General features: G+C 66.4%; 18 protein-coding genes. 7 read left to right on the top strand and 11 right to left on the bottom strand.

Annotated features, from left to right (window positions below; all coding sequences use genetic code 11):
• Positions 1-126 precede the first annotated feature (126 nt).
• From K4043_RS11300 to murJ, 6 genes are all read right to left on the bottom strand, one after another.
• On the bottom strand, positions 127-2007 hold the full coding sequence (locus tag K4043_RS11300) for a peptidase M61 (RefSeq protein ID WP_265309397.1): 1881 nt from the start codon (positions 2005-2007) through the stop codon (positions 127-129).
• A gap of 218 nt (positions 2008-2225) precedes the next feature.
• A complete protein-coding gene (ispH, locus tag K4043_RS11305; protein ID WP_265309398.1) occupies positions 2226-3176 on the bottom strand; it encodes a 4-hydroxy-3-methylbut-2-enyl diphosphate reductase in 951 nt (316 codons plus the stop codon).
• Between the two features lie 53 nt (positions 3177-3229).
• On the bottom strand, positions 3230-3736 hold the full coding sequence (gene lspA / locus K4043_RS11310) for a signal peptidase II (RefSeq protein ID WP_265309399.1): 507 nt from the start codon (positions 3734-3736) through the stop codon (positions 3230-3232).
• Positions 3736-6567 carry an isoleucine--tRNA ligase gene (gene ileS / locus K4043_RS11315; protein ID WP_265309400.1) on the bottom strand — a complete coding sequence of 944 codons (2832 nt, stop codon included), beginning with the start codon at positions 6565-6567 and terminating at the stop codon, positions 3736-3738. The genes lspA and ileS overlap by 1 nt, the downstream gene beginning before the upstream one ends.
• Positions 6564-7511 (bottom strand): bifunctional riboflavin kinase/FAD synthetase, encoded by a 948-nt coding sequence (locus tag K4043_RS11320; RefSeq protein ID WP_123728667.1) that lies wholly within the window; start codon positions 7509-7511, stop codon positions 6564-6566. Before K4043_RS11320 ends, ileS begins: the two co-directional genes overlap by 4 nt.
• A 75-nt stretch (positions 7512-7586) precedes the next feature.
• Positions 7587-9191, bottom strand: coding sequence for a murein biosynthesis integral membrane protein MurJ (murJ, locus tag K4043_RS11325; protein ID WP_265309401.1), 1605 nt, complete (start codon positions 9189-9191; stop codon positions 7587-7589).
• Positions 9192-9307: 116 nt separating this feature from the next.
• On the opposite strand from murJ, the gene rpsT reads away from it, so the two are divergent.
• Complete coding sequence (rpsT, locus tag K4043_RS11330; protein ID WP_019184515.1) at positions 9308-9577, top strand: 30S ribosomal protein S20; 270 nt, start codon at positions 9308-9310, stop codon at positions 9575-9577.
• A gap of 163 nt (positions 9578-9740) precedes the next feature.
• On the opposite strand, the gene obgE is transcribed toward rpsT, so the two are convergent.
• The 3 genes from obgE to rplU form a co-directional block, all read right to left on the bottom strand.
• Positions 9741-10793 carry a GTPase ObgE gene (gene obgE, locus K4043_RS11335; RefSeq protein WP_088432136.1) on the bottom strand — a complete coding sequence of 351 codons (1053 nt, stop codon included), beginning with the start codon at positions 10791-10793 and terminating at the stop codon, positions 9741-9743.
• 194 nt (positions 10794-10987) lie between these two features.
• The gene (rpmA, locus tag K4043_RS11340; protein ID WP_019184517.1) at positions 10988-11248 is read right to left on the bottom strand and encodes a 50S ribosomal protein L27; all 261 of its coding nucleotides are present in this window, start codon (positions 11246-11248) and stop codon (positions 10988-10990) included.
• 15 nt (positions 11249-11263) lie between these two features.
• Entirely contained in the window at positions 11264-11581 is a 318-nt protein-coding gene (gene rplU / locus K4043_RS11345) for a 50S ribosomal protein L21 (protein ID WP_265309402.1), read from the bottom strand.
• A gap of 295 nt (positions 11582-11876) precedes the next feature.
• Here rplU and uvrA point away from each other — a divergent pair, with 295 nt between their 5' ends.
• The gene (gene uvrA / locus K4043_RS11350) at positions 11877-14852 is read left to right on the top strand and encodes an excinuclease ABC subunit UvrA (protein ID WP_123728665.1); all 2976 of its coding nucleotides are present in this window, start codon (positions 11877-11879) and stop codon (positions 14850-14852) included.
• Entirely contained in the window at positions 14849-15256 is a 408-nt protein-coding gene (locus K4043_RS11355) for a thioesterase family protein (RefSeq protein ID WP_265309403.1), read from the top strand. Before uvrA ends, K4043_RS11355 begins: the two co-directional genes overlap by 4 nt.
• A gap of 100 nt (positions 15257-15356) precedes the next feature.
• On the opposite strand, the gene K4043_RS11360 is transcribed toward K4043_RS11355, so the two are convergent.
• The gene (locus K4043_RS11360) at positions 15357-15800 is read right to left on the bottom strand and encodes a copper chaperone PCu(A)C (protein ID WP_265309404.1); all 444 of its coding nucleotides are present in this window, start codon (positions 15798-15800) and stop codon (positions 15357-15359) included.
• Positions 15801-15834: 34 nt separating this feature from the next.
• Between K4043_RS11360 and K4043_RS11365 the strand changes: the two genes are divergently transcribed.
• The 4 genes from K4043_RS11365 to K4043_RS11380 all read left to right on the top strand — a co-directional run bounded on the left by K4043_RS11365 (position 15835) and on the right by K4043_RS11380 (position 19514).
• A complete protein-coding gene (locus tag K4043_RS11365; protein WP_265309405.1) occupies positions 15835-16614 on the top strand; it encodes an enoyl-CoA hydratase/isomerase family protein in 780 nt (259 codons plus the stop codon).
• A gap of 140 nt (positions 16615-16754) precedes the next feature.
• Positions 16755-17663, top strand: a complete 909-nt coding sequence (gene tesB, locus K4043_RS11370; RefSeq protein WP_088432131.1) for an acyl-CoA thioesterase II — start codon at positions 16755-16757, stop codon at positions 17661-17663.
• A gap of 1 nt (position 17664) precedes the next feature.
• A complete protein-coding gene (locus tag K4043_RS11375) occupies positions 17665-18174 on the top strand; it encodes a DUF2007 domain-containing protein (protein WP_123728660.1) in 510 nt (169 codons plus the stop codon).
• Between the two features lie 131 nt (positions 18175-18305).
• The gene (locus tag K4043_RS11380) at positions 18306-19514 is read left to right on the top strand and encodes a sigma-70 family RNA polymerase sigma factor (RefSeq protein ID WP_123728659.1); all 1209 of its coding nucleotides are present in this window, start codon (positions 18306-18308) and stop codon (positions 19512-19514) included.
• Positions 19515-19569: 55 nt separating this feature from the next.
• On the opposite strand, the gene K4043_RS11385 is transcribed toward K4043_RS11380, so the two are convergent.
• Positions 19570-20175 (bottom strand): EF-hand domain-containing protein, encoded by a 606-nt coding sequence (locus tag K4043_RS11385; protein WP_265309406.1) that lies wholly within the window; start codon positions 20173-20175, stop codon positions 19570-19572.
• Positions 20176-20242: the final 67 nt, after the last annotated feature.

Raw genomic sequence — 20242 nt, forward strand, 5'->3', positions numbered from 1 at the left:
ACCACTGCCACTAGTGCCTTCCCGTGTTTTCCAAGCATGAGCGTCCGTGCCACCTTCGCATCCAGTCCAGCGCGTTTGATAACGCATCCACCATGAATCCTCGCTGCCTCGGGCGAGGACACGGCATCACCGCGCCTTCCACAACTCCGCCAGCCGATCCGGCTTGCCCGCGATGCGCTGCAGCGACGGGTACTTCAGCCCATCGTGGTAATCCAGCGTCACCGTATCGATGCGATCGAAGCTCTTCACCAGCAGGGTCAGCGGCGCCTTGTCGGTCTTGGCGGCGGTGATCGCCTCCTTCAACTGCTCGGCCTTGAACACCCGGCCATTGAGCGCGACCACGCTCATGCCGGGAATCAGGCCGGCATTGAAGGCCGGGCTGTCCCACAACACATCGCCGATGTAGCCGGATTCGCTGACGGACAGGCCGATGGAGTACAGCAGGTTGCTGTTCTTGCCGCGCGTCTCCTGCGCCTTGAACGCTTCGTTCGGTGTATCGGTGTACACCAGTTTCCAGCCAGCCGCTTCCAAGCCCCCTGTGAGCGGACCGTGCCCGTCCAGGCGTTCGCGCAGGAAGCTGGCCCAGTCGAACGGCGCCACGCCGTTGAGCGTGCTCACCACCTCGTCGAAGGTGTACGGATGGACGTTCCAGTCACCGTCGTTCATGCCGAAGAACGCCTTGGCGAAATCATCCAGGCCGCGCTTGTTGCCGGTCAGCGCGCGCAGCTTGCCCTCCACGTCCAGCCACACCATCTGGCCGCCGGAGTAGTAGTCCTCGCTCATCTGATAGTTGCGGAACGCCAGCGCGCGGCGCTGGGCGATGGTCGGGTCGTTGGTGGTGTCCTGCAGGTTGCGCCAGGCCAGGCCGGGGCGACCGCGGTCGTAAGTGCCCGCCACATTGGCCAGCACGTCGCGTGTCTGCTGCGGGCTCCACAGGCCGGAGCGCGCGGCCAGCACTTGGCCCCAGAACTGGGTCTGGCCTTCGTACAGCCACAGCAGGCTGTCGCCCATCGGCACGTTGAAGTTGGCCGTGGTCAGATCGGCGCCACGACGGTACTTGCCGTTCCAGGAGTGATTGAACTCGTGCGGCAGCAGATCACGGCCCAGCCAGGTCTTGTCCCACTCAGTGAAGTAGCCGGTGTCGCCGCTGTTCTCGCTGGAGCGCTGGTGCTCCAGGCCGATGCCGCCGAGCTTGTCGGTCAACGCCAGCAGGAACTCGTAGCGGTCGAAATGGCGTGCGCCGTAGAGCTTGTACATCTGCTGCACCAGCGCGCGATGCGCTTGAATCTGCTCTGGCTTGGCGGTCAGCGATTTGGCCTCATCGGCGAAGACATTCAGGTGCACCGGCACCTTCGCGCCCGGGTCCAGATCAAAGCGTTGGAAGTGGCGGCCGGCGAACAGCGGCGAGTCGACCAGGTGGTCGTAGCTGATCGGCTTGAACACCACGGTGTCACCCTCGCGGCGCTCGGTATCCAGCGCGGTGGCGTACGACCAGCCCGGCGGCAGCGTGACGGTGGCCTGCGCCTGGATGTTGCGGGTGATCACCCCGGCCGGGTACAGCGAATTGGCATTCCACTGCAGGTTGAGCATGTCCGGCGTCATCACCACGCGGCCCTGGGTGCCCTGCGAAGAGAGGAACTTGAACTCGGCCACCACTTCGCTGGCGCCCTGCGGCACCTGCACGGTGAAGGCATAGACGTCGTACGGATCGCGCGTCCACTGCAGCGGCGTGCCGTTGGCGGTGACGACCAGGCCGGCGAGCTTGTCGATCGGGCCACTCGGCGAATGCGCCCCGGGCAGCCACTGCGGGTACAGCAGAGTCAGCGGGCCGGGCTTGGCCGGCACCGTGGCCTTGACCTTGAAGATGCGTCGCCCGATATCGCGCGCGTCCACGTCGATGCGCAGCAGACCCGGGAAGGCCACGTCCTGCGGCGGCGGTGTCTGCGCCTGCACGCCGGTGGCGGACACGGCCAGCAGCACGGACAGGGCAATGGCACGCATCTTCATCAGGCAGGCTCCGGCAGGGGAAGCTCTTGATCCTAGCCCTCCGCCTGCTCCCTACCCCATGGCCAAAGGTCATGCGTCGCGTTGCGGCCATGATTGGCACAGCGGCGCGCAGTGACGTTCTGTCTGCCGGACAGGATCAGGGCCAACCGGGGTGCGCTGCCGGCCAGCGGCCGGCACTACCGGGGCAGCGCCATGGCATGTGTGGCGGAATGCTGCGATCAGTCGACCAAGCGCAGCCGCAGTTCCTTCGGCAACGCGAACACCATCGATTCGGGCTCGCCCTCCAGCTCGCCCACACCGGTGGCACCGAGTTCCTTCAGGCGCGCGATCACCCCGTCCACCAGCACCTGCGGTGCCGAGGCGCCTGCGGTCAGGCCGATGTGCTTCTTGCCGGCCACCCACGCCGGGTCGATCTCGTCGGCACCGTCGATCAGGTAGGACTCCACGCCATCACGGCGTGCCAGTTCACTCAGGCGGTTGGAGTTGGAGCTGTTCGGCGAGCCGACCACCAGCACCAGATCGCACCGTTTGGCCAGATCGCGTACGGCGTCCTGGCGGTTCTGCGTGGCGTAGCAGATGTCGTCGTTCTTCGGGCCCTGCATCGCCGGGAAGCGGGTGCGCAGCGCGTCGATGATGCTGCGCGTGTCATCCACCGAGAGCGTGGTCTGGGTGGTGTAGGCGAAGTTATCCGGCTGGTCGATGACCAGCGTGGCGACATCTTCCACATCCTCAACCAGGTAGATCTGGCCGGTGCCGCGCTCGCGGCTCCACTGGCCCATCGTGCCTTCCACTTCCGGGTGCCCGGCGTGGCCGATCAGCACCACGTCGCGGCCGGCGCGGCAGTGGCGGGCCACTTCCAGGTGCACCTTGGTGACCAGCGGGCAGGTCGCGTCGAACACCTTCAGGCCACGGCGGTCGGCTTCCTGGCGCACGGCCTGGGACACGCCATGGGCGCTGAAGATCACCGTGTTGTCGTCCGGCACTTCGTCGAGTTCTTCGACGAAGATCGCGCCTCGGGCCTTGAGGTCATCCACCACGAACCGGTTGTGCACGACCTCGTGGCGCACGTAGATCGGCGCACCCAGGGTCTCGATCGCGCGCTTGACGATCTCGATCGCACGATCGACACCGGCACAGAAACCACGCGGATTGGCGAGCAACACATCCATCGGTCAGATACTCCGGCCGGCGTGAGCCGGGTTGTTACGGATACAGGAGGGAATTATCCCGCTTTTTTGGCAGCCTTGCCGTCGAACAGGCCGAACAGGGCGATACCCACCGCGCCGACCACGATCGCCGAGTCGGCGATGTTGAACGAGGGCCAGTAATGGTCACCGATATGCCACTGGATGAAGTCGACCACGTGACCGTGCATCAGCCGGTCGATCACGTTGCCGATCGCCCCGCCGATCACCAGCGCGTAAGGCACGGCGCTGCGCCAGGCACCGCGCGCGGTGCCCCACATCCAGTAGGCCATCAGGCCGCTGATGCCCACCGCCAGCGCGGTGAAGAACCACAGCTGCCAGCCACCGGCATCGCTCAGGAAGCTGAATGCCGCACCGGTGTTGTAGGTGCGGTACCAGTTCCAGAAGCCCTCGATGACCACCACCGGCTCGTACTCGGGCAGGCTGGACAGCACCCAGGCCTTGCTCCACTGGTCGGCGATGATGATCACCGCCGACAGCAGCAGCCAGATCAGCGCGTTCGGACGCGGACGGGCGGCGGCCATCAGAACCACCGCCGGTCTTCGCCGGCACCGTCGATGTTGGTCACGCAGCGGCCGCACAGTTCCGGGTGCGCAGCGACCGAGCCGACATCGGCGCGGTAATGCCAGCAGCGCACGCACTTCTGCTTGCCGGTCGGCTGGGCGCTGACGAACACCTCGTCGGTGGTCGCCGGGCGCACCTGCACGTCACCGCTGATCAGCAGGAAGCGCAGCTCCTCGGCCAGCGGCTGCCAGCGCGCGGCGGTCTCGGCATCGGCGGCAACGGTGATCTCCGCTTCCAGCGCCGCACCGATCGCACCGTTGGCGCGCATCGGCTCGAGCACCTTGGCGACCTGCTCGCGCAGGGCCAGCAGCTGATCGAAGTCGGCGGCGTTGAGCGGTGCATCGGCCGGTAGCGGGGCCAGGCCCTCGTACCACGTGGCAAACAGCACGTTCTCCTTGCGCTCGCCCGGCAGGTAGCCCCACAGCTCATCGGCGGTGAAGCTCAGGATCGGCGCGATCCAGCGCGTGAACGCTTCGGCGATGTGGTACATCGCGGTCTGCGCCGAGCGGCGGCCGCGCGAGTCCACCGGCATGGTGTACAGGCGGTCCTTGGTCACATCCAGATACACCGAGCCCAGATCCACGCTGCAGAAGTTCAGCAGCAGCTGCACGATCTCGGCCATGTTGTAGCCGGTGTACGCCGCCTTGATCTTCTCCTGCACCTCGAAGGCGCGATGCACGATCCAGCGGTCCAGCGCGACCATGTCGGCCGGGGCCACCAGGTGCTGGGCCGGATCGAAGCCGTCCAGGTTGCCGAGCAGGAAGCGCGCGGTGTTGCGCAGGCGCCGGTAGGCATCCGCGTTGCGCTTGAGGATTTCCTGCGACAGCGACATTTCATTGCTGTAATCGGCCGAGGCGATCCACAGGCGCAGGATGTCCGCGCCCAGGGTCTTCATGATGTCCTGCGGCTCGATGCCGTTGCCCAGCGACTTGGACATCTTGCGGCCCTTCTCATCCACGGTGAAGCCGTGGGTGAGGCACTGTTTGTACGGGGCCTGCTTGTCGATGGCCACGCCGGTCAGCAGCGAGGACTGGAACCAGCCGCGGTGCTGGTCCGAGCCTTCCAGGTACAGATCGGCCGGCTTGCCGAAGCCACGCGCCAGCAGCACGCCTTCATGGGTCACGCCCGAGTCGAACCAGACATCCAGGATGTCGGTGACCTTCTCGTACTGCGGCGCTTCCTCGCCCAGCAGCTCGGCGCTGTCCAGCGAGTACCACACGTCGATGCCGTCGGCCTGCACGCGGTCGGCGACCTGCTGCATCAGTTCGACGGTGCGCGGGTGCGGCTCACCGGTTTCGCGGTGGGTGAACAGCGCGATCGGCACGCCCCAGGTGCGCTGGCGGCTGATGCACCAGTCCGGGCGGCCATCGACCATCGAGCCGATGCGCGCCTTGCCCCAGCTCGGGAACCAGCCAACGCTGTCGATCGCGGCCATCGCATCGCTGCGCAGGTTGGCCTTGTCCATCGAGATGAACCACTGCGGGGTGGCGCGGAACACGACCGGCGTCTTGTGGCGCCAGCAGTGCGGGTAGCTGTGCACGATCTCGACATACGCAAGCAGCGCACCGGAGGCACGCAGCACATCGACGATCAGCGGCTGCGCCTTCCACAGGTGCACGCCGGCCAGTTCGACGTCGCCGGCCGGCGGGGTAGAGGACAGGTACACGCCACGGCCGTCGACCGGGTTGATCTGGCCGGCGTTGTACTTGTCCATCAGCCCGTACTGCTGGCTGACCACGAAGTCTTCCTGGCCGTGGCCCGGGGCGGTATGCACCGCACCGGTGCCGTCTTCATCGGAGACGTGGGCGCCATTGAGCAGCGGGATGTCGCGCTGCGGGTAGAACGGATGGGCCAGCAGCAGGTTTTCCAGCGCGGCGCCGGTGGCACGACCGTGCACGACCAGGCCGTCCACGCCGTAGCGCTGCAGCGAACGCTCGGCCAGCGCGGCGGCCAGCACCAGCCAACGACGCTTGCCGTGGTGGGCCGGGCCTTCGGCCAACACGTACTCGATCTCCGCACCGAGCGACACCGCCAGCGAGGCCGGCAGCGTCCACGGGGTGGTGGTCCAGATCGGCACCGCCACCTCGACATCGGCCGGCAGCGTCACACCGAAACGCTCGGCCAGCTGCTTCGAATCACGCGACACGTAGGCCACGTCGATCGCCGGCGAGGTCTTGTCCTGGTATTCGATCTCGGCCTCGGCCAGCGCCGAGCCACAGTCGAAGCACCAGTGCACCGGCTTGGCGCCGCGCACGATGTGACCGTTGGCGAACACCTTGGAAAGCGCACGGATCTCGTTGGCTTCGAAATCGAAGCTCAGCGTCTTGTACGGGTTGTCCCAATCGCCGATCACGCCCAGGCGCTTGAAGTCGCGGCGCTGCAGTTCGATCTGCTCTTCGGCGAACTCGCGGCACTTCTGGCGGAACGCGACCGCATCGAGCTTGACGCCGACCTTGCCCCACTTCTTCTCGACCGCGATCTCGATCGGCAGGCCGTGGCAATCCCAGCCCGGCACGTAGGGCGCATCGAAGCCGGCCAGGTAGCGCGACTTGACGATGATGTCCTTGAGGATCTTGTTGACCGCGTGGCCCAGGTGGATCTGGCCATTGGCGTAGGGCGGGCCGTCGTGCAGCACGAACAGCGGGCGGCCCTGCGCGTTGTCGCGCAGGCGGGCGTAAAGGCCCTCGTCCTCCCAGCGCGACAGAATGCCCGGCTCGCGCTTGGGCAGGTCGCCGCGCATCGGGAATTCGGTTGCCGGCAGATGAAGGGTGGCTTTGTAGTCCTGGCTCACGCAGTGGCTCGCAATCTGTGTTCGGAAAGGATGTGACGGGCCTGTTCGGCGTCACGGTGCATCTGGTCGGTCAACGCAGCCAGATCTTGGAACTTTTCTTCGTCGCGCAGCTTGGCGACGAACTCGACATCGATGTGGCGGCCGTACAGGTCGCCCTGGAAATCAAACAGGTGCGCTTCCAGCAGCGGCTCCACGCCATCCACGGTGGGACGCGTACCGAAGCTGGAGACCGACGGCCACGGCTGGTCGAACACGCCGTGGACCCAGGTCGCGTAGATCCCCGACAGCGCCGGCGTCTTCGGAAAGCGCAGGTTGGCGGTCGGGAAGCCCAGCGTACGGCCCAACTGGCGGCCGCGCACTACCCTGCCCCCAATCGTATACGGCCTGCCCAGCAGATCGCCGGCATGACGGAAATCACCGGCGCGCAGAAGTTGGCGGATGCGGGTGCTGGAGATGCGCTCGCCGTGCAGGTCGACCGGCTCGATCTCGCCCGCACTGAAGCCACGCTCGCGGCCCATCGCCTGCAGCAGGGCCAGATCGCCCTTGCGGCGGTTGCCGAAGCAGAACTCCGGCCCGATCCACACCTCGCGCGCGCTCAGCCGGTGCACCAGCAGCTGCTCGACGAAATCCTCGGCCTGCATCGCGGCCATGCGCGCATCGAAGCGCAGCAGGCCGATCGCATCCACGCCGAGTTCGCGCAGCATCGCGACCTTGTCACGGGCCAGGGTCAATCGCGGCGGCGGCTCGCCCTGGGCGAAGTACTCGCGCGGCAGCGGCTCGAAGGCCACCGCAACGGCGGCGACGCCCAGCGCGCGCGCGCGCGAAACGGCGTGGCGCACCAACGCACGATGGCCCAGGTGCAGGCCGTCGAATGCGCCGATGCAGACCACGCTTCCGTGCGGGAACAACTGCCCGCCTTCGACGTTTCTAAACAGCCTGCTCATCTACGTGGAATGCGGCCCACCAGGGCCGATGCTTTGCAAGAGATAGCCATGAAGTATAGCCGGGCTGCCCCCGGATCAATGCTCCCGCAGGTGGCGCGGGCGGAAGCCCATGGCAACCAGGGCCACCAGATAGGTCAGACCGCCACCGCCGACCAGCAGCGCGAGGTTGCCGATGCGGTGCCATTTATCCATGCCGGTGAAGTCCGCCATCCCGTAGCGCAGGCCCAGCAGCACCGCCACCATCGCCAGGCAGGCCAGCCCCAGCTTGGTGACATAGCCGCCCCAGCCCGCCTTGGGCTGGTAGACATCGGTCTTGCCCAGCCAATACCAGAGCAGGCCCAGGTTCAGATAACTGGACAGCGCACTGGCGATACCCAGCGCGAGATGCAGGCCCGGCTGCTTGCCCAACGCGACCCAGACGCCCTGCGCTTTCAGCGCCTCCGGCACCATCACGTGGTACAGCACGGCCAGCAGGATGACGTTGAAGACCATATTGGCCACCAGCGCGACCACACCGGCGCGGACCGGGGTGCGGGTGTCCTGGCGGGCATAGAAGGCCGGCAGCACCACTTTCAGCAGCGCGAAGGCCGGCAGGGCGAAGCTCAGGCCGTACACCGACAGCGCGGTCATGCGGGTATCGAAGGCGGTGAAGCGGCCGTACTGGAACACGGTGGCGATCAGCGGCTCGGCCAGCAGCAGCAGGCCCAGCATGGCGGGGATGGCGATCAACAGCGTCGTGCGCAGGCCCCAGTCCAGCGCACTGGAGAAGCCGGCCTTGTCGGTACTGACATGGTGGCGGGCCAGCGCCGGCAGGATCACCGTGCCCAGCGCCACACCGAACACGCCCAGCGGCAGTTCCAGGAAGCGGTCGGCCAGCGACAGCCAGGACTGCGAGCCGTCGGTCAGCTTGGCGGCGATCACCGTATCCAGCAGCAGGTTGATCTGCGCGATCGAGGAGCCGAACAGGGTCGGCACCATCAGGGTCAGCACCTTGCGCACCCCCGGATGCCGCCAGCCCCAGCGCGGCAGGGTCAGCAGGTTGATGCCCTTCAGCGAGGGCAGCTGGAACAGCAGCTGCAGCAGGCCGGCCGCCAGCACCGCCCAGCCCAGCGCCAGGATCTGCTTCTCCGGGGTGCCGCCCAGCCGCGGGGCCAGCCACAACGCACCGGCGATCATGCACAGGTTGAGGATGACCGGGGTCAGCGCGGGCATCGCGAATTTCTGGAAACTGTTGAGCGCCCCGCCCGCCAGCGCGGTCAGCGAGACGAACAGCAGGAACGGGAAGGTCAACCGGAACAGGTCCACCAGCAGGCCATGCTTGGCCGGGTCGGTATCCACCCCACTGGAGAACAGGGTCGCCAGCTGCGGCGCGAAGATCAGCGCCAGCGCGGTGACCAGCAGCAACACCCCGCCCAGCGTGCCGGCCACCCGCGCCATCAGTTCGCGCAGTTCGGCATGCGAGCGGGTTTCCTTCACCTCCGTGAACACCGGGACGAACGCGGTGGCGAACGAGCCCTCGGCGAACAGCCGGCGCAGGAAATTGGGCACCCGGAAGGCGACCCAGAAGGCATCGGTCACCGCATTGGTGCCGAACGTGGTGGTGATGACCAGGTCGCGAACCAGCCCCAACACCCGCGAAATCATGGTCATGCTGCTGAAAGACAGCAGGCCCCGCAACATCCTTGGTGAACTCACCCGTGTTCCCTCTTGACAATTGACTTGACGTACATTTTTCGAGCCATCATACTTTCCAGCTTGCTGTTCCCATTACACCGATTTTTCAGGAAACCACCACTGTGGCCAATATCAAGTCCGCCAAGAAGCGCGCCAAGCAGACCGTCGTGCGCAACGCGCGCAATACGGCTCAGCGTTCGATGCTGCGCACCGCTGTCAAGAAGGTGATCAAGGCTCTGGATGCCAATGACGCCGCCGGCGCCGAGGCAGCCTTCGCTGTTGCCCAGCCGATCCTCGACCGTTTCAGCTCGCGTGGTCTGATCCACAAGAACAAGGCTGCTCGCCATAAGAGCCGCCTGACCGCGCGCATCAAGGCCATCAAGGCCGCCTGATACGGCGCTGCGGGTGTCGTAGAGCCACGCCCCGCGTGGCTTCGATCCAGCCGCAGAAAAAAACCCGGCCCCGGCCGGGTTTTTTGTTGCCTGCGATCCCGAAATGGCAGCACCACAGAAAAACCCGGCCGGAGCCGGGTTTCTCAGGGGCGCGCGGGTGCGCTCAGTACGCATCGCGCGCTTGCGCCTCGTCTTCCTTCTGGCGGTCGAAGAAGGCCATCACGTTGTTCATGATCGGCCAGGTGCCTTCGCGGCCCAGCGCCGAGACCAGGTACCACGGCTGGGTCCAGCCCAGTTCGGCGACGATCTTCTCGGCGGCGGCCTTGGCCTCGTCCTCGAACATCAGGTCAGCCTTGTTCAGCACCAGCCAGCGCGGCTTGTCCAGCAGCTCCGGATCGTGCTTTTCCAGCTCGCGCTCGATCGCACGGACCTGCTCGATCGGCGAGACACCTTCCACGCCGCCTTCCATCGGGGAGATATCCACGAGGTGCAGCAGCAGGCGGGTGCGCTGCAGGTGGCGCAGGAACTGCGCGCCCAGCCCGGCGCCATCGGCCGCACCTTCGATCAGGCCGGGAATGTCGGCGATCACGAAGCTGCGGTAGTTCTCCACGCGCACGACGCCCAGATTGGGGTACAGCGTGGTGAACGGGTAATCGGCCACCTTCGGGGTCGCCGCGGACACGGCGCGGATCAGGGTGCTCTTGCCGGCATTCGGGAAGCCCAGCAGGCCGACGTCGGCCAGCAGCTTCAGCTCCAACTTCAGCAGGCGCTCTTCACCCTCTTCGCCCGGCAGCGCCTGGCGCGGCGAGCGGTTGGTGGAGCTCTTGAAATGCATGTTGCCCAGGCCGCCGCGGCCACCCTTGGCCACCAGCAGGCGGTCACCATGACTGGTCAGATCGCCGATCACTTCATCGGTGCTGACGTTCATGATCACGGTGCCGATCGGCACGGTGATGACCAGATCTTCGCCGCCCTTGCCATAGGCCTGGCGGCCCATGCCGTTCTCGCCGCGCTGCGCCTTGAAGATGCGGTCATGGCGGAAATCGACCAGGGTGTTGAGGTTCTCGTCGGCGCGGATCCACACGCTGCCGCCATTACCGCCGTCGCCACCGTCCGGCCCGCCCAGCGGAATGAACTTCTCGCGACGGAAACCGATGCAGCCGTTGCCGCCATTGCCGGCGATCACCTGGATTTCTGCTTCGTCTACAAGTTTCATGATTCTGGATGCCAATCTGGAGGCGGCGGGCGCGAGGTGCACCCCACCGCAGAGTCTAACGGCCCCGGTACGATCCAGGGCCGGCGGCGGGAAATGTCCCGCCCGATAGTTGATACCAACGAAAAACCCCGCCGAAGCGGGGCTTTCGTCAGCGACCCCACGCCGTGGCGTGGGCGCCTGCGTACCGCTGAAGATCAGGCTTCGGCGACGACGCTGACGGTACGACGCTTCTTCGGGCCCTTGACCGAGAACTCCACCTTGCCGTCGACGAGCGCGAACAGGGTGTGGTCACGGCCGAGGCCAACGCCGGTACCCGGATGGAACTGGGTGCCACGCTGACGCACGATGATGTTGCCGGCATCGATGGCCTGGCCACCGAAGATCTTGACGCCGAGGTACTTCGGGTTGGAGTCGCGACCGTTGCGCGATGAGCCTACGCCCTTCTTATGTGCCATGACTGCTTCTCCTTATTACTTGCTGCCACCGGCAATGCCGGTGATCTCGATTTCGGTGTAGTACTGACGGTGACCCTGACGCTTCATGTGGTGCTTACGGCGACGGAACTTGATGATCCGGACCTTGTCGGCACGACCCTGGCACACGACCTTGGCAGTGACCGAAGCGCCGCTCAGCGCGTCGCCCAGCTTGATGCCATCGCTGTCGCCCAGCATCAGGATGTTGTCGAACTTGATCTCGTTGCCGACTTCGACTTCGAGCTTTTCAACGCGGAGCGTTTCGCCCTGCGCCACGCGGTATTGCTTACCGCCGGTTACCAGTACTGCGTACATGACCAGACTTCCTCTGTAGTTATTGTGGTCTATGGACTGCCGCCATCGAGGGCGGACAGAAGCGGAATTTTAATGACTTCAACCACTTCGGGTCAACCCACCCCCTGCTCTGACCCGGATTTGGCTGAATACGGTTCAGGAAACCGGCTGGCGGGGTCTCAGGGAATGAGACATGGGGGTGGCAAAGTCCGCGATTGCCCCCAAATCCCAAGCTCGGTAGGCTGACCGATTGCCGTTTCCGATTGCCCCACCCGCTTGCCGGCTCCCTGAGCCGAAGCCCCACAACGGATCCCCCATGGCGATGGATTTCATCCGCATCCGCGGCGCGCGGACGCACAATCTCAAGAACATCGATCTCGACCTGCCCCGCGACAAGCTGATTGTCATCACCGGCCTGTCCGGCTCGGGCAAGTCCTCGTTGGCGTTCGACACCATTTACGCCGAAGGCCAGCGTCGTTACGTGGAGTCGCTGTCGGCCTATGCCCGCCAGTTCCTCAGCGTGATGGAAAAGCCGGACCTGGACCACATCGAGGGTCTGTCCCCGGCGATCTCGATCGAGCAGAAGTCGACCTCGCACAACCCGCGCTCGACCGTCGGCACGATCACCGAGATCTACGACTACCTGCGCCTGCTGTACGCCCGCGTCGGCAGCCCGCGCTGCCCGGACCACGGCTACCCGCTGGAAGCGCAGACCGTCAGCCAGATGGTCGACCACGTGCTGACCCTGGATGCCGAACAGCGCTACATGCTGCTGGCCCCGGTGATCCGCGAGCGCAAGGGCGAGCACGCCCAGGTGTTCGACCAGCTGCGCGCGCAGGGTTATGTGCGCGTGCGGGTGGACGGCCAGCTGCATGAAATCGACGCGGTGCCGCCGCTGGCCCTGCGCCAGAAGCACACCATCGAAGCGGTGATCGACCGCTTCCGCCCGCGCGAGGACATCAAGCAGCGCCTGGCCGAGAGCTTTGAAACCGCGCTGAAGCTGGGCGACGGCATGGTCTCGGTGCAGTCGCTGGATGTGGAGGATGCGCCTGCGCACCTGTTCTCATCCAAGTACAGCTGCCCGGTCTGCGACTACTCGCTGCCGGAGCTGGAACCGCGCCTGTTCTCGTTCAACTCGCCGGTCGGCGCCTGCCCGGGCTGCGATGGCCTGGGCATGGCCGAGTTCTTCGATCCCTCGCGCGTGGTGGTGCACCCGGAGCTGTCGCTCTCGGCCGGTGCCGTGCGCGGCTGGGACCGCCGCAATGCGTACTACTTCCAGCTGATCGCCTCGCTGGCCAAGCACTACAAGTTCGACACCGACGCCCCTTGGCAGAGCCTGCCCGAGGACGTGCGCCAGGCGGTGCTGTACGGCAGCGGCGATGAAACGATCACGTTCACCTACTTCACCGAAGCCGGTGGCCGCACCCAGCGCAAGCATCGCTTCGAGGGCATCATTCCCAACCTCGAACGCCGCTATAAAGAGACCGAATCCTCGGCGGTGCGCGAAGAGCTGGCCAAGTACATCAGCGAGCGCAACTGCCCCGAGTGCCAGGGCCAGCGCCTGAACAAGGCCGCGCGCAATGTGTTCGTGGCCGACCGTGCGCTGCCGGAACTGGTGGTGATGCCGATCGACGATGCGCTGAAGTTCTTCAGCAGCATGACCCTGCCCGGCTGGCGCGGCGAGATCGCCGGCAAGATCGTCAAGGAGATCGGCGAACGGCTTGGCTTCCTGGTCGACGTCGGCCTGGATTACCTGACCCTGGAGCGCAAGGCCGACACCCTGTCCGGTGGTGAAGCCCAGCGCATCCGGCTGGCCTCGCAGATCGGTGCCGGGCTGGTCGGCGTGATGTACGTGCTGGATGAGCCGTCGATCGGCCTGCACCAGCGCGACAACGAGCGCCTGCTCGGTACCCTGACCCGCCTGCGCGACCTCGGCAACACGGTGATCGTGGTCGAGCATGACGAAGACGCGATCCGCCTGGCCGACTACGTGCTGGACATCGGTCCGGGCGCGGGTGTGCACGGCGGCGAGATCGTGGGCCAGGGCACGCTGCAGGACATCCTGGATGCGCCGCGTTCGCTGACCGGCCAGTACCTGTCGGGCAAGCGCGCCATCGAGATCCCGGCGCGCCGGCACAAGCCCAACCCGAAGATGACCCTGCACCTGCGCGGTGCCAGCGGCAACAACCTCAAGGGCGTGGACCTGGACATTCCGTCCGGCCTGCTGACCTGCATCACCGGCGTGTCCGGCTCGGGCAAGTCGACCCTGATCAACGACACCCTGTTCTCGCTGGCCGCCAACGAGATCAACGGCTCCTCGCACCCGATCGCCCCCTACAAGGAAGTGGACGGGCTGGATCTGTTCGACAAGGTGGTGGACATCGACCAGTCGCCGATCGGCCGCACCCCGCGCTCGAACCCGGCCACCTACACCGGTCTGTTCACGCCGCTGCGCGAGCTGTACGCGCAGGTCCCCGAAGCGCGTGCGCGCGGCTATTCGCCGGGCCGTTTCAGCTTCAACGTGCGCGGCGGCCGCTGCGAAGCGTGCCAGGGCGATGGCCTGATCAAGGTCGAAATGCACTTCCTGCCGGACGTGTACGTGCCCTGCGATGTCTGCCACGGCAAGCGCTACAACCGCGAAACGCTGGAGATCCTTTACAAGGGTTACAACATCAACGACGTGCTGCAGATGACCGTCGAAGATGCGCTGAAGCTCTTCGAACCGGTGCCGAGCATCGCGCGCAAGCTGGAAACGCTGGTCGATGTGGGCCTGAGCTACATCAAGCTCGGCCAGAGCGCGACCACGCTGTCCGGCGGTGAAGCGCAGCGCGTGAAGCTGTCCAAGGAACTGTCGCGCCGCGATACCGGGCGCACGCTGTACATCCTGGATGAGCCGACCACCGGCCTGCATTTCCACGACATCGAAGCGCTGCTCGGCGTGCTGCACAAGCTGCGCGACGAAGGCAACACGGTGGTGGTGATCGAGCACAACCTGGACGTGATCAAGACCGCCGACTGGATCGTTGATCTGGGTCCGGAAGGCGGCCATCGCGGTGGCACCATCCTGGTCACCGGTACGCCCGAAGACGTGGCGGCCTGCCCGACCTCGTACACCGGCCAGTTCCTGGCCAAGATGCTGCCCTCCACCAGCGCGCGCCCGGAACAGCCGGCGGCCGTGGCCAACAAACCCGACGCCCGCCCGCCGCGCAAGGCCAAGCCGGAACCGAAGAAGGCCGTGCGCAAGACCGCCGCGACCAAATCCCCCAGCAAGACCAAGAAGAAGACCGCATGAGCAACGAGCACAAGATCCTCGCCCGCGTGCCGATCAGCGTCCGCTGGCGCGACATGGACAGCATGGGCCACGTGAACAACGCCAAGTACATCTCCTACCTGGAAGAAGCGCGCGTGCGCTGGATGCTGGGGGTGGAGGGCGTTTCGATGACCGACCGGATCGCACCGGTGGTGGCGGCGACCAACGTCAACTATCGCCTGCCGATCGTGTGGCCCAACGACATCGTGGTGGAGCTGTTCGTCGAGCGTCTCGGCAACAGCAGCGTGACCATCGGCCACCGCATCGTGGACGAGAAGAACGACAGCACGCTGTACTCGGATGGCAACGTGGTGGTGGTCTGGATGGATACGCAGACCGGCAAGAGCGCGCCGTTGCCCGAGGCGATCCGCACCGCGTCCACCTGAGGGGTAGTGCCGGCCGCTGGCCGGCAACCTCATGACGCCGGACGGATGTGCATGGGTGCCGGCCAGCGGCCGGCACTACCGTTCCATACCCCATGGGGCCTTACGGTACCGCGCTGCGCACCTGCAACGTTCCATCCACCTTGCGCCCATCTTCCAGGCTCAGCCGCAACGGCAGCTGTGCGCCTTCCTTCAGTGCTACCTCCGGCTGCATCAGCATCAGATGCAGTCCGCCGGGTTTGAGCGCGACCGTTGCGCCTGCCGCGATCGGCAGGCGTTCCACCGCGCGCATGCGGCTGACGCCGTCGACCAGCGTGGTTTCGTGCAGCGACACCTCGCCGAACGCCTTGCTGCCGGCGGCGACCACCACTACCGCCTCGCGGCAGTCATTGCGGATCTGGCCGTAGCCGGCCGCCATCGGCATCGCGCCCGGCGGCAAGCGTACCCACCCCTCGCGCAGTGACACACAGGCCGGCGCTGCGGCCACGGCTGATGTTGCGAGCGCACACAGCCCCAACAATACGCACACGAATGGTTTGGTTATCATCGGCTTCGTTCCCTGTCCGCAACGAGACTGCAGCATGACGACGCTCATCGAGGTGATCAACCATGGCCCCATCCGCGAACTGCGGCTGGCCAGGCCGCCGGTCAACGCGTTGGACACCGAGCTGTGCCGGCATCTGATCCACGCAATCAACCAGGCCATGTCCGATGACGTGCACGGCATCGTGCTGTCCGGCAGCGAGCGCATCTTCAGCGCCGGCATGGATGTGCCACACCTGCTCGGCCACGGCGATGACAAACACAAGCTGCTGGACAGCTGGCAGGCCTTCTTCGGCGCCGTGCGCACCCTGGCCGAGTGCCGCGTGCCGGTGGTTGCCGCCATGACCGGGCATGCGCCGGCCGGCGGCTGCGTGCTGGCGCTGTGCTGCGATTACCGGATCATCGCCCGCAGCCCCGATGCCGCCCATCCCACGGTGATCGGCCTGAACGAAGTGCAAGTCGGGCTGGTCGCGCCGGAGGGCATCCAGCGCCTGATGCGCCGCGTGGTCGGCCACCATCGGGCCACCACCCTGCTGGTGGGCGGGGAGATGGTGCCGGCAGAGCGTGCGCTCGAGATCGGGCTGGTGGACGAACTGGCCGACGCCGCCCAGGTAGTCCCGCGGGCGGTGGCGTGGCTGCAGCGCCTGCTCAAGCTGCCCCGCCAGCCGATGCTGCTGACCCGCGCCATCGCCCGCGCCGACCTGCACGAGGCCCTGCACGCCGACCTGATCCAGCTCGACCGCTTCGTCGAGGCCTGGTACGCCCCGGACGCCCAGCAGGCGCTGCAGGGGCTGGTGGCCAGGCTGGGCAAGGCCTGAAGCCCGGCAAACGCCAACGCCCCGGTAGTGCCGGCCGCTGGCCGGCAACCAGGCAATGAACGATCGAAGTGGTGCGTGGTTGCCGGCCATGGGCCGGCACTACCCTATAATTTGCGTTCGCCCACCCCAGGTTGCTTCCCTTGTCCGCCACGCACGAACCCGTCGTTTCCGAGCTGATCGACCTGCTCTCGCTCGAACGCCTGGAAGACAATCTGTTCCGCGGCCAGAGCCGCGATATCGGCACCAAGTACGTTTTTGGCGGCCAGGTGCTGGGCCAGGCGCTGTCCGCCGCCCAGAAGACGGTCGAGAACGGCCGTCACGTGCATTCGCTGCACGCCTACTTCCTGCGTGCCGGCAACATCGACCACCCCATCGTCTATGACGTGGACCGCACCCGCGATGGCGGCAGCTTCTCCGTGCGCCGGGTCACCGCGATCCAGCACGGCAAGGTGATCTTCTTCTGCGCCGCTTCGTTCCAGCAGGCCGAGACCGGCGCCGAGCACCAGCACAAGATGCCGGAAGTGCCGCAGCCGGAGGACATCGAGCCGAACCAGCCACTGCCGCAGGCCGTTCTGGATCGGCTGCCGATCAAGGTGCAGCGCTGGCTCTCGCGCGGCGGCCCGTTCGAGTTCCGCCATGTCTACCCGCGTGACGAACTCAACCCGCCCAAGCGCCCGCCGTACCACCAGGTCTGGCTGCGCCTGAACGAGACCGTCGGCGATGCCCCGGAGCTGCATCAGGCGCTGCTCGCCTACGCCTCGGACTTCCACCTGCTCGGCACCGCGACCTTCCCGCACGGCATCAGCTACTACCAGCCGCATGTGCAGATGGCCTCGCTGGACCATGCGATCTGGTTCCACCGCCCGTTCCGCGCCGACGATTGGCTGCTGTACTCGCTGGACAGCCCCAGCGCGCAGGATTCGCGTGGCCTGGCGCGTGGCCAGTTCTTCACCCGCAACGGCATCCTGGTCGCCAGTACCGCGCAGGAAGGCCTGATCCGCGTGGTCGACGACAGTGCCGCGGCCGCCGCCGTGCCGGCCAAGGACTGACATGAGACAGATCTTCAACAGCCAGCGCGTGGAAACCGTCGAAGGCGTGGCCCAGCTGCTGCGCGACGCCGGCATCGAAGTGCGCATCACCAACGGACGCTCGTACCACAGCAAGCGCGGCAGCCAGTTCAGCTATCTGGACAAGGAAAAGGCCACTACCCACCCGACCCTGTGGGTGGTGCATGCCGATGACCAGCCCCGGGCCCGCGAGATCCTGCGCGATGCGCGCCTGCTCGAAACCACCCGCCGCGATCACCCGACCGCGCAGTTCGCGTTCCGCGACGAGGTCGCCCAGAACGATGCACCGCGCAACTGGGCCTGGCGCATCCGCATCGGCCTGCTGCTGGTGATCGCTGCTGTGGCGATGGTGGTAGTCATGCGCCACCGCGGCACCCCGGTCGTTGCGCCTGCACCAGCACCGGCCGTGCAGCCGGCGGCGTCGCCGACCGCACCGGCGGCCACCCCGCCGGAAGAAGAGGAAGTGCGGGTCCGGATCCAGCCCACCGAGTAAAGGGTAGTGCCGGCCGCTGGCCGGCTCCTCGTGCGGTTGGAAGCCTGCAGAGCCGGCCAGCGGCCAGCACTACCCGGTCACATCCGGGACCGGCACGCGTCATGATGGGACCATCCCCGGGGGAGGACATCATGACGACGCATCCGCTGACCACTACGCTCGAACGCGAGCTGCCCGCTGCCGCAGGCGGCTGCCAGCAGTCCTACGGACGCATCGTGCTGGCCTGCCAGAACACGGTCACCGCGATCGCGCTGGCGATCACCCGCGATGTGCATGCCAGCGAGGACATCGCGCAGGAAGCCTTCATCAAGGCCTGGCAGCAGCTCAACCAGCTGCACAACCACGCCAGCTTCCTGCCGTGGCTGCGCCAGATCACCCGCAACCTCGCCCGTGACTGGCTGCGCGCCAACCGCGGCCGCCCCCTGTCCGGCGAGGCCGCCGAGATCGCCATCAACATGGCCGCCGACCCCAGCCCCAGTGCCCCGGATCATCTGCAACGGGTAGAGGAAGAACTGGCCGCCGAAGACATCATCTCGGCGCTGCCGGAGGACAGCCGCGAAACCCTGCTGCTCTATTACCGCGAAGGCCAGAGCTCGCAGCAGGTCGCCGACCTGCTCGGGCTCAGTGATGCCGCCGTGCGCAAGCGCCTGTCGCGTGCACGTGCCACCGTCCGTGAGGAGATGCTGCGTCGCTTCAGCGACTTCGCCCGCAGCAGCGCGCCCAGTGCCGCCTTCGCCACGACCGTCGTATCGATGGTGCTGGTCGCCGCCCCCGGTACGGCCAGTGCCGCGATCCTGCTGGGCACCGGACTGGGCACCGGCAAGCTCGGTCTGGGCGGTGCCAGTGTCTCCGGCGGTGCCGCAATGGGGTCATTGACGGCAGCGGCCAGCCAGACAAACGTGTTGCCGCCGGATCTCGCCTGGGGCGCGATCATCGGCAGCATGGTCGGCGGCGTGCTGGGGAGCTACCTGGGCGGCCGTTATCTGCTCTCGTATGCCGAGAACGAAGGCGAACGCGCAGCGATCCGCAGGTTCGTCCACTACAGCACCTTCACTGCGATGCTGGTCTGCATGGGCGTGTTCGCCCTGGGCTTCCTGCCCCTGGCCTGGTACTGGCCAGCCGTGGCGCTGGCGATCGGCCTGGGCGTCGTCAACTATCAGTGCCTGGTCCCGCTGCAGCGGATCATGGCGCCGATGATCGCGCGCGATGCGGCCCGCCACGGGCGCACCGGGGCGAACTGGAAATATCAGTCGTTGTACGGTCCCAAAGCACTGTGGGTCATGAATCTGCTGGTGGTCGGCACCATCGTCTGGGCGATGTACAAGAACGGCAGAATCTAAAAAAAAGCGCCGGTCATCGACCGGCGCTTTTTTTCGTGCAACACCTTCGTACCGCTTACTTCGCGGCCGGTGCCTTCGGCGGCATCGGCGGCTTGCCATCGCGGTGCTTGCCATCGCGATGATCGCCACGCGGACCACCGAACGGGCCCTTGGCGGCATCGAACTCGGCCTTGCTCAGCTGGCCGTCCTTGTTGGTATCGGCTGCGGCAAACCAGGCATCACGATGCTGCTTCATGCGCAGCTCGCGGTCGGCCTTGTCCAGGTAACCATCCTTGTTGACGTCCATCGCATCGAAGCGCGCGGCCAGGCGCGGGTCGGCCTTGGCTTCCTCGCGGCTGATGCGACCGTCCTTGTTGGTGTCCAGCTTGGCCATCCAGTCGCCATGCCCACCCGGGCCACGCCCGTGGCGCTTGCCGTGCCAGCGCGGCAGTTCCTCACGGGACAGCTTGCCGTCCTTGTTGGCATCCAGCGTGTCGAACTGCGCGGCCAGACGCGGCGACCTGGCCGCTTCGGTGCGATCGATGAAGCCATCGCCGTTGGTGTCCAGCTTGGCACGGGCCGGCTTGTCGGCGGCGGCGGGGGTATCGGCAGCGACCGCCAGGCCGGCAGCACCGGTGGACAGCAGCAGGGCCAGCAGCAGGAGGGATTTGCGGTTGCGCATGGGTAACTCCGGTTTGTGAGGGAAACTGCGTGCGGTGCGTGGCACCCACACCGGTAACAACGCGTGG

The organism is Stenotrophomonas sp. SRS1 (assembly GCF_026130205.1).
GTDB classification, from domain to species: Bacteria; Pseudomonadota; Gammaproteobacteria; order Xanthomonadales; family Xanthomonadaceae; genus Stenotrophomonas; species Stenotrophomonas rhizophila_B.

What these genes read in the sequence shown, in the direction of transcription:
- K4043_RS11300 (WP_265309397.1), bottom strand. Translation starts at nt 2,007, where the DNA reads ATGAAGATGCGTGCCATTGCCCTGTCCGTGCTGCTGGCCGTGTCCGCC.
- ispH (WP_265309398.1), bottom strand. Translation starts at nt 3,176, where the DNA reads ATGGATGTGTTGCTCGCCAATCCGCGTGGTTTCTGTGCCGGTGTCGAT.
- lspA (WP_265309399.1), bottom strand. Translation starts at nt 3,736, where the DNA reads ATGGCCGCCGCCCGTCCGCGTCCGAACGCGCTGATCTGGCTGCTGCTG.
- K4043_RS11320 (WP_123728667.1), bottom strand. Translation starts at nt 7,511, where the DNA reads ATGAGCAGGCTGTTTAGAAACGTCGAAGGCGGGCAGTTGTTCCCGCAC.
- murJ (WP_265309401.1), bottom strand. Translation starts at nt 9,191, where the DNA reads ATGTTGCGGGGCCTGCTGTCTTTCAGCAGCATGACCATGATTTCGCGG.
- obgE (WP_088432136.1), bottom strand. Translation starts at nt 10,793, where the DNA reads ATGAAACTTGTAGACGAAGCAGAAATCCAGGTGATCGCCGGCAATGGC.
- rpmA (WP_019184517.1), bottom strand. Translation starts at nt 11,248, where the DNA reads ATGGCACATAAGAAGGGCGTAGGCTCATCGCGCAACGGTCGCGACTCC.
- rplU (WP_265309402.1), bottom strand. Translation starts at nt 11,581, where the DNA reads ATGTACGCAGTACTGGTAACCGGCGGTAAGCAATACCGCGTGGCGCAG.
- uvrA (WP_123728665.1), top strand. Translation starts at nt 11,877, where the DNA reads ATGGCGATGGATTTCATCCGCATCCGCGGCGCGCGGACGCACAATCTC.
- K4043_RS11355 (WP_265309403.1), top strand. Translation starts at nt 14,849, where the DNA reads ATGAGCAACGAGCACAAGATCCTCGCCCGCGTGCCGATCAGCGTCCGC.
- K4043_RS11360 (WP_265309404.1), bottom strand. Translation starts at nt 15,800, where the DNA reads ATGATAACCAAACCATTCGTGTGCGTATTGTTGGGGCTGTGTGCGCTC.
- K4043_RS11365 (WP_265309405.1), top strand. Translation starts at nt 15,835, where the DNA reads ATGACGACGCTCATCGAGGTGATCAACCATGGCCCCATCCGCGAACTG.
- K4043_RS11375 (WP_123728660.1), top strand. Translation starts at nt 17,665, where the DNA reads ATGAGACAGATCTTCAACAGCCAGCGCGTGGAAACCGTCGAAGGCGTG.
- K4043_RS11380 (WP_123728659.1), top strand. Translation starts at nt 18,306, where the DNA reads ATGACGACGCATCCGCTGACCACTACGCTCGAACGCGAGCTGCCCGCT.
- K4043_RS11385 (WP_265309406.1), bottom strand. Translation starts at nt 20,175, where the DNA reads ATGCGCAACCGCAAATCCCTCCTGCTGCTGGCCCTGCTGCTGTCCACC.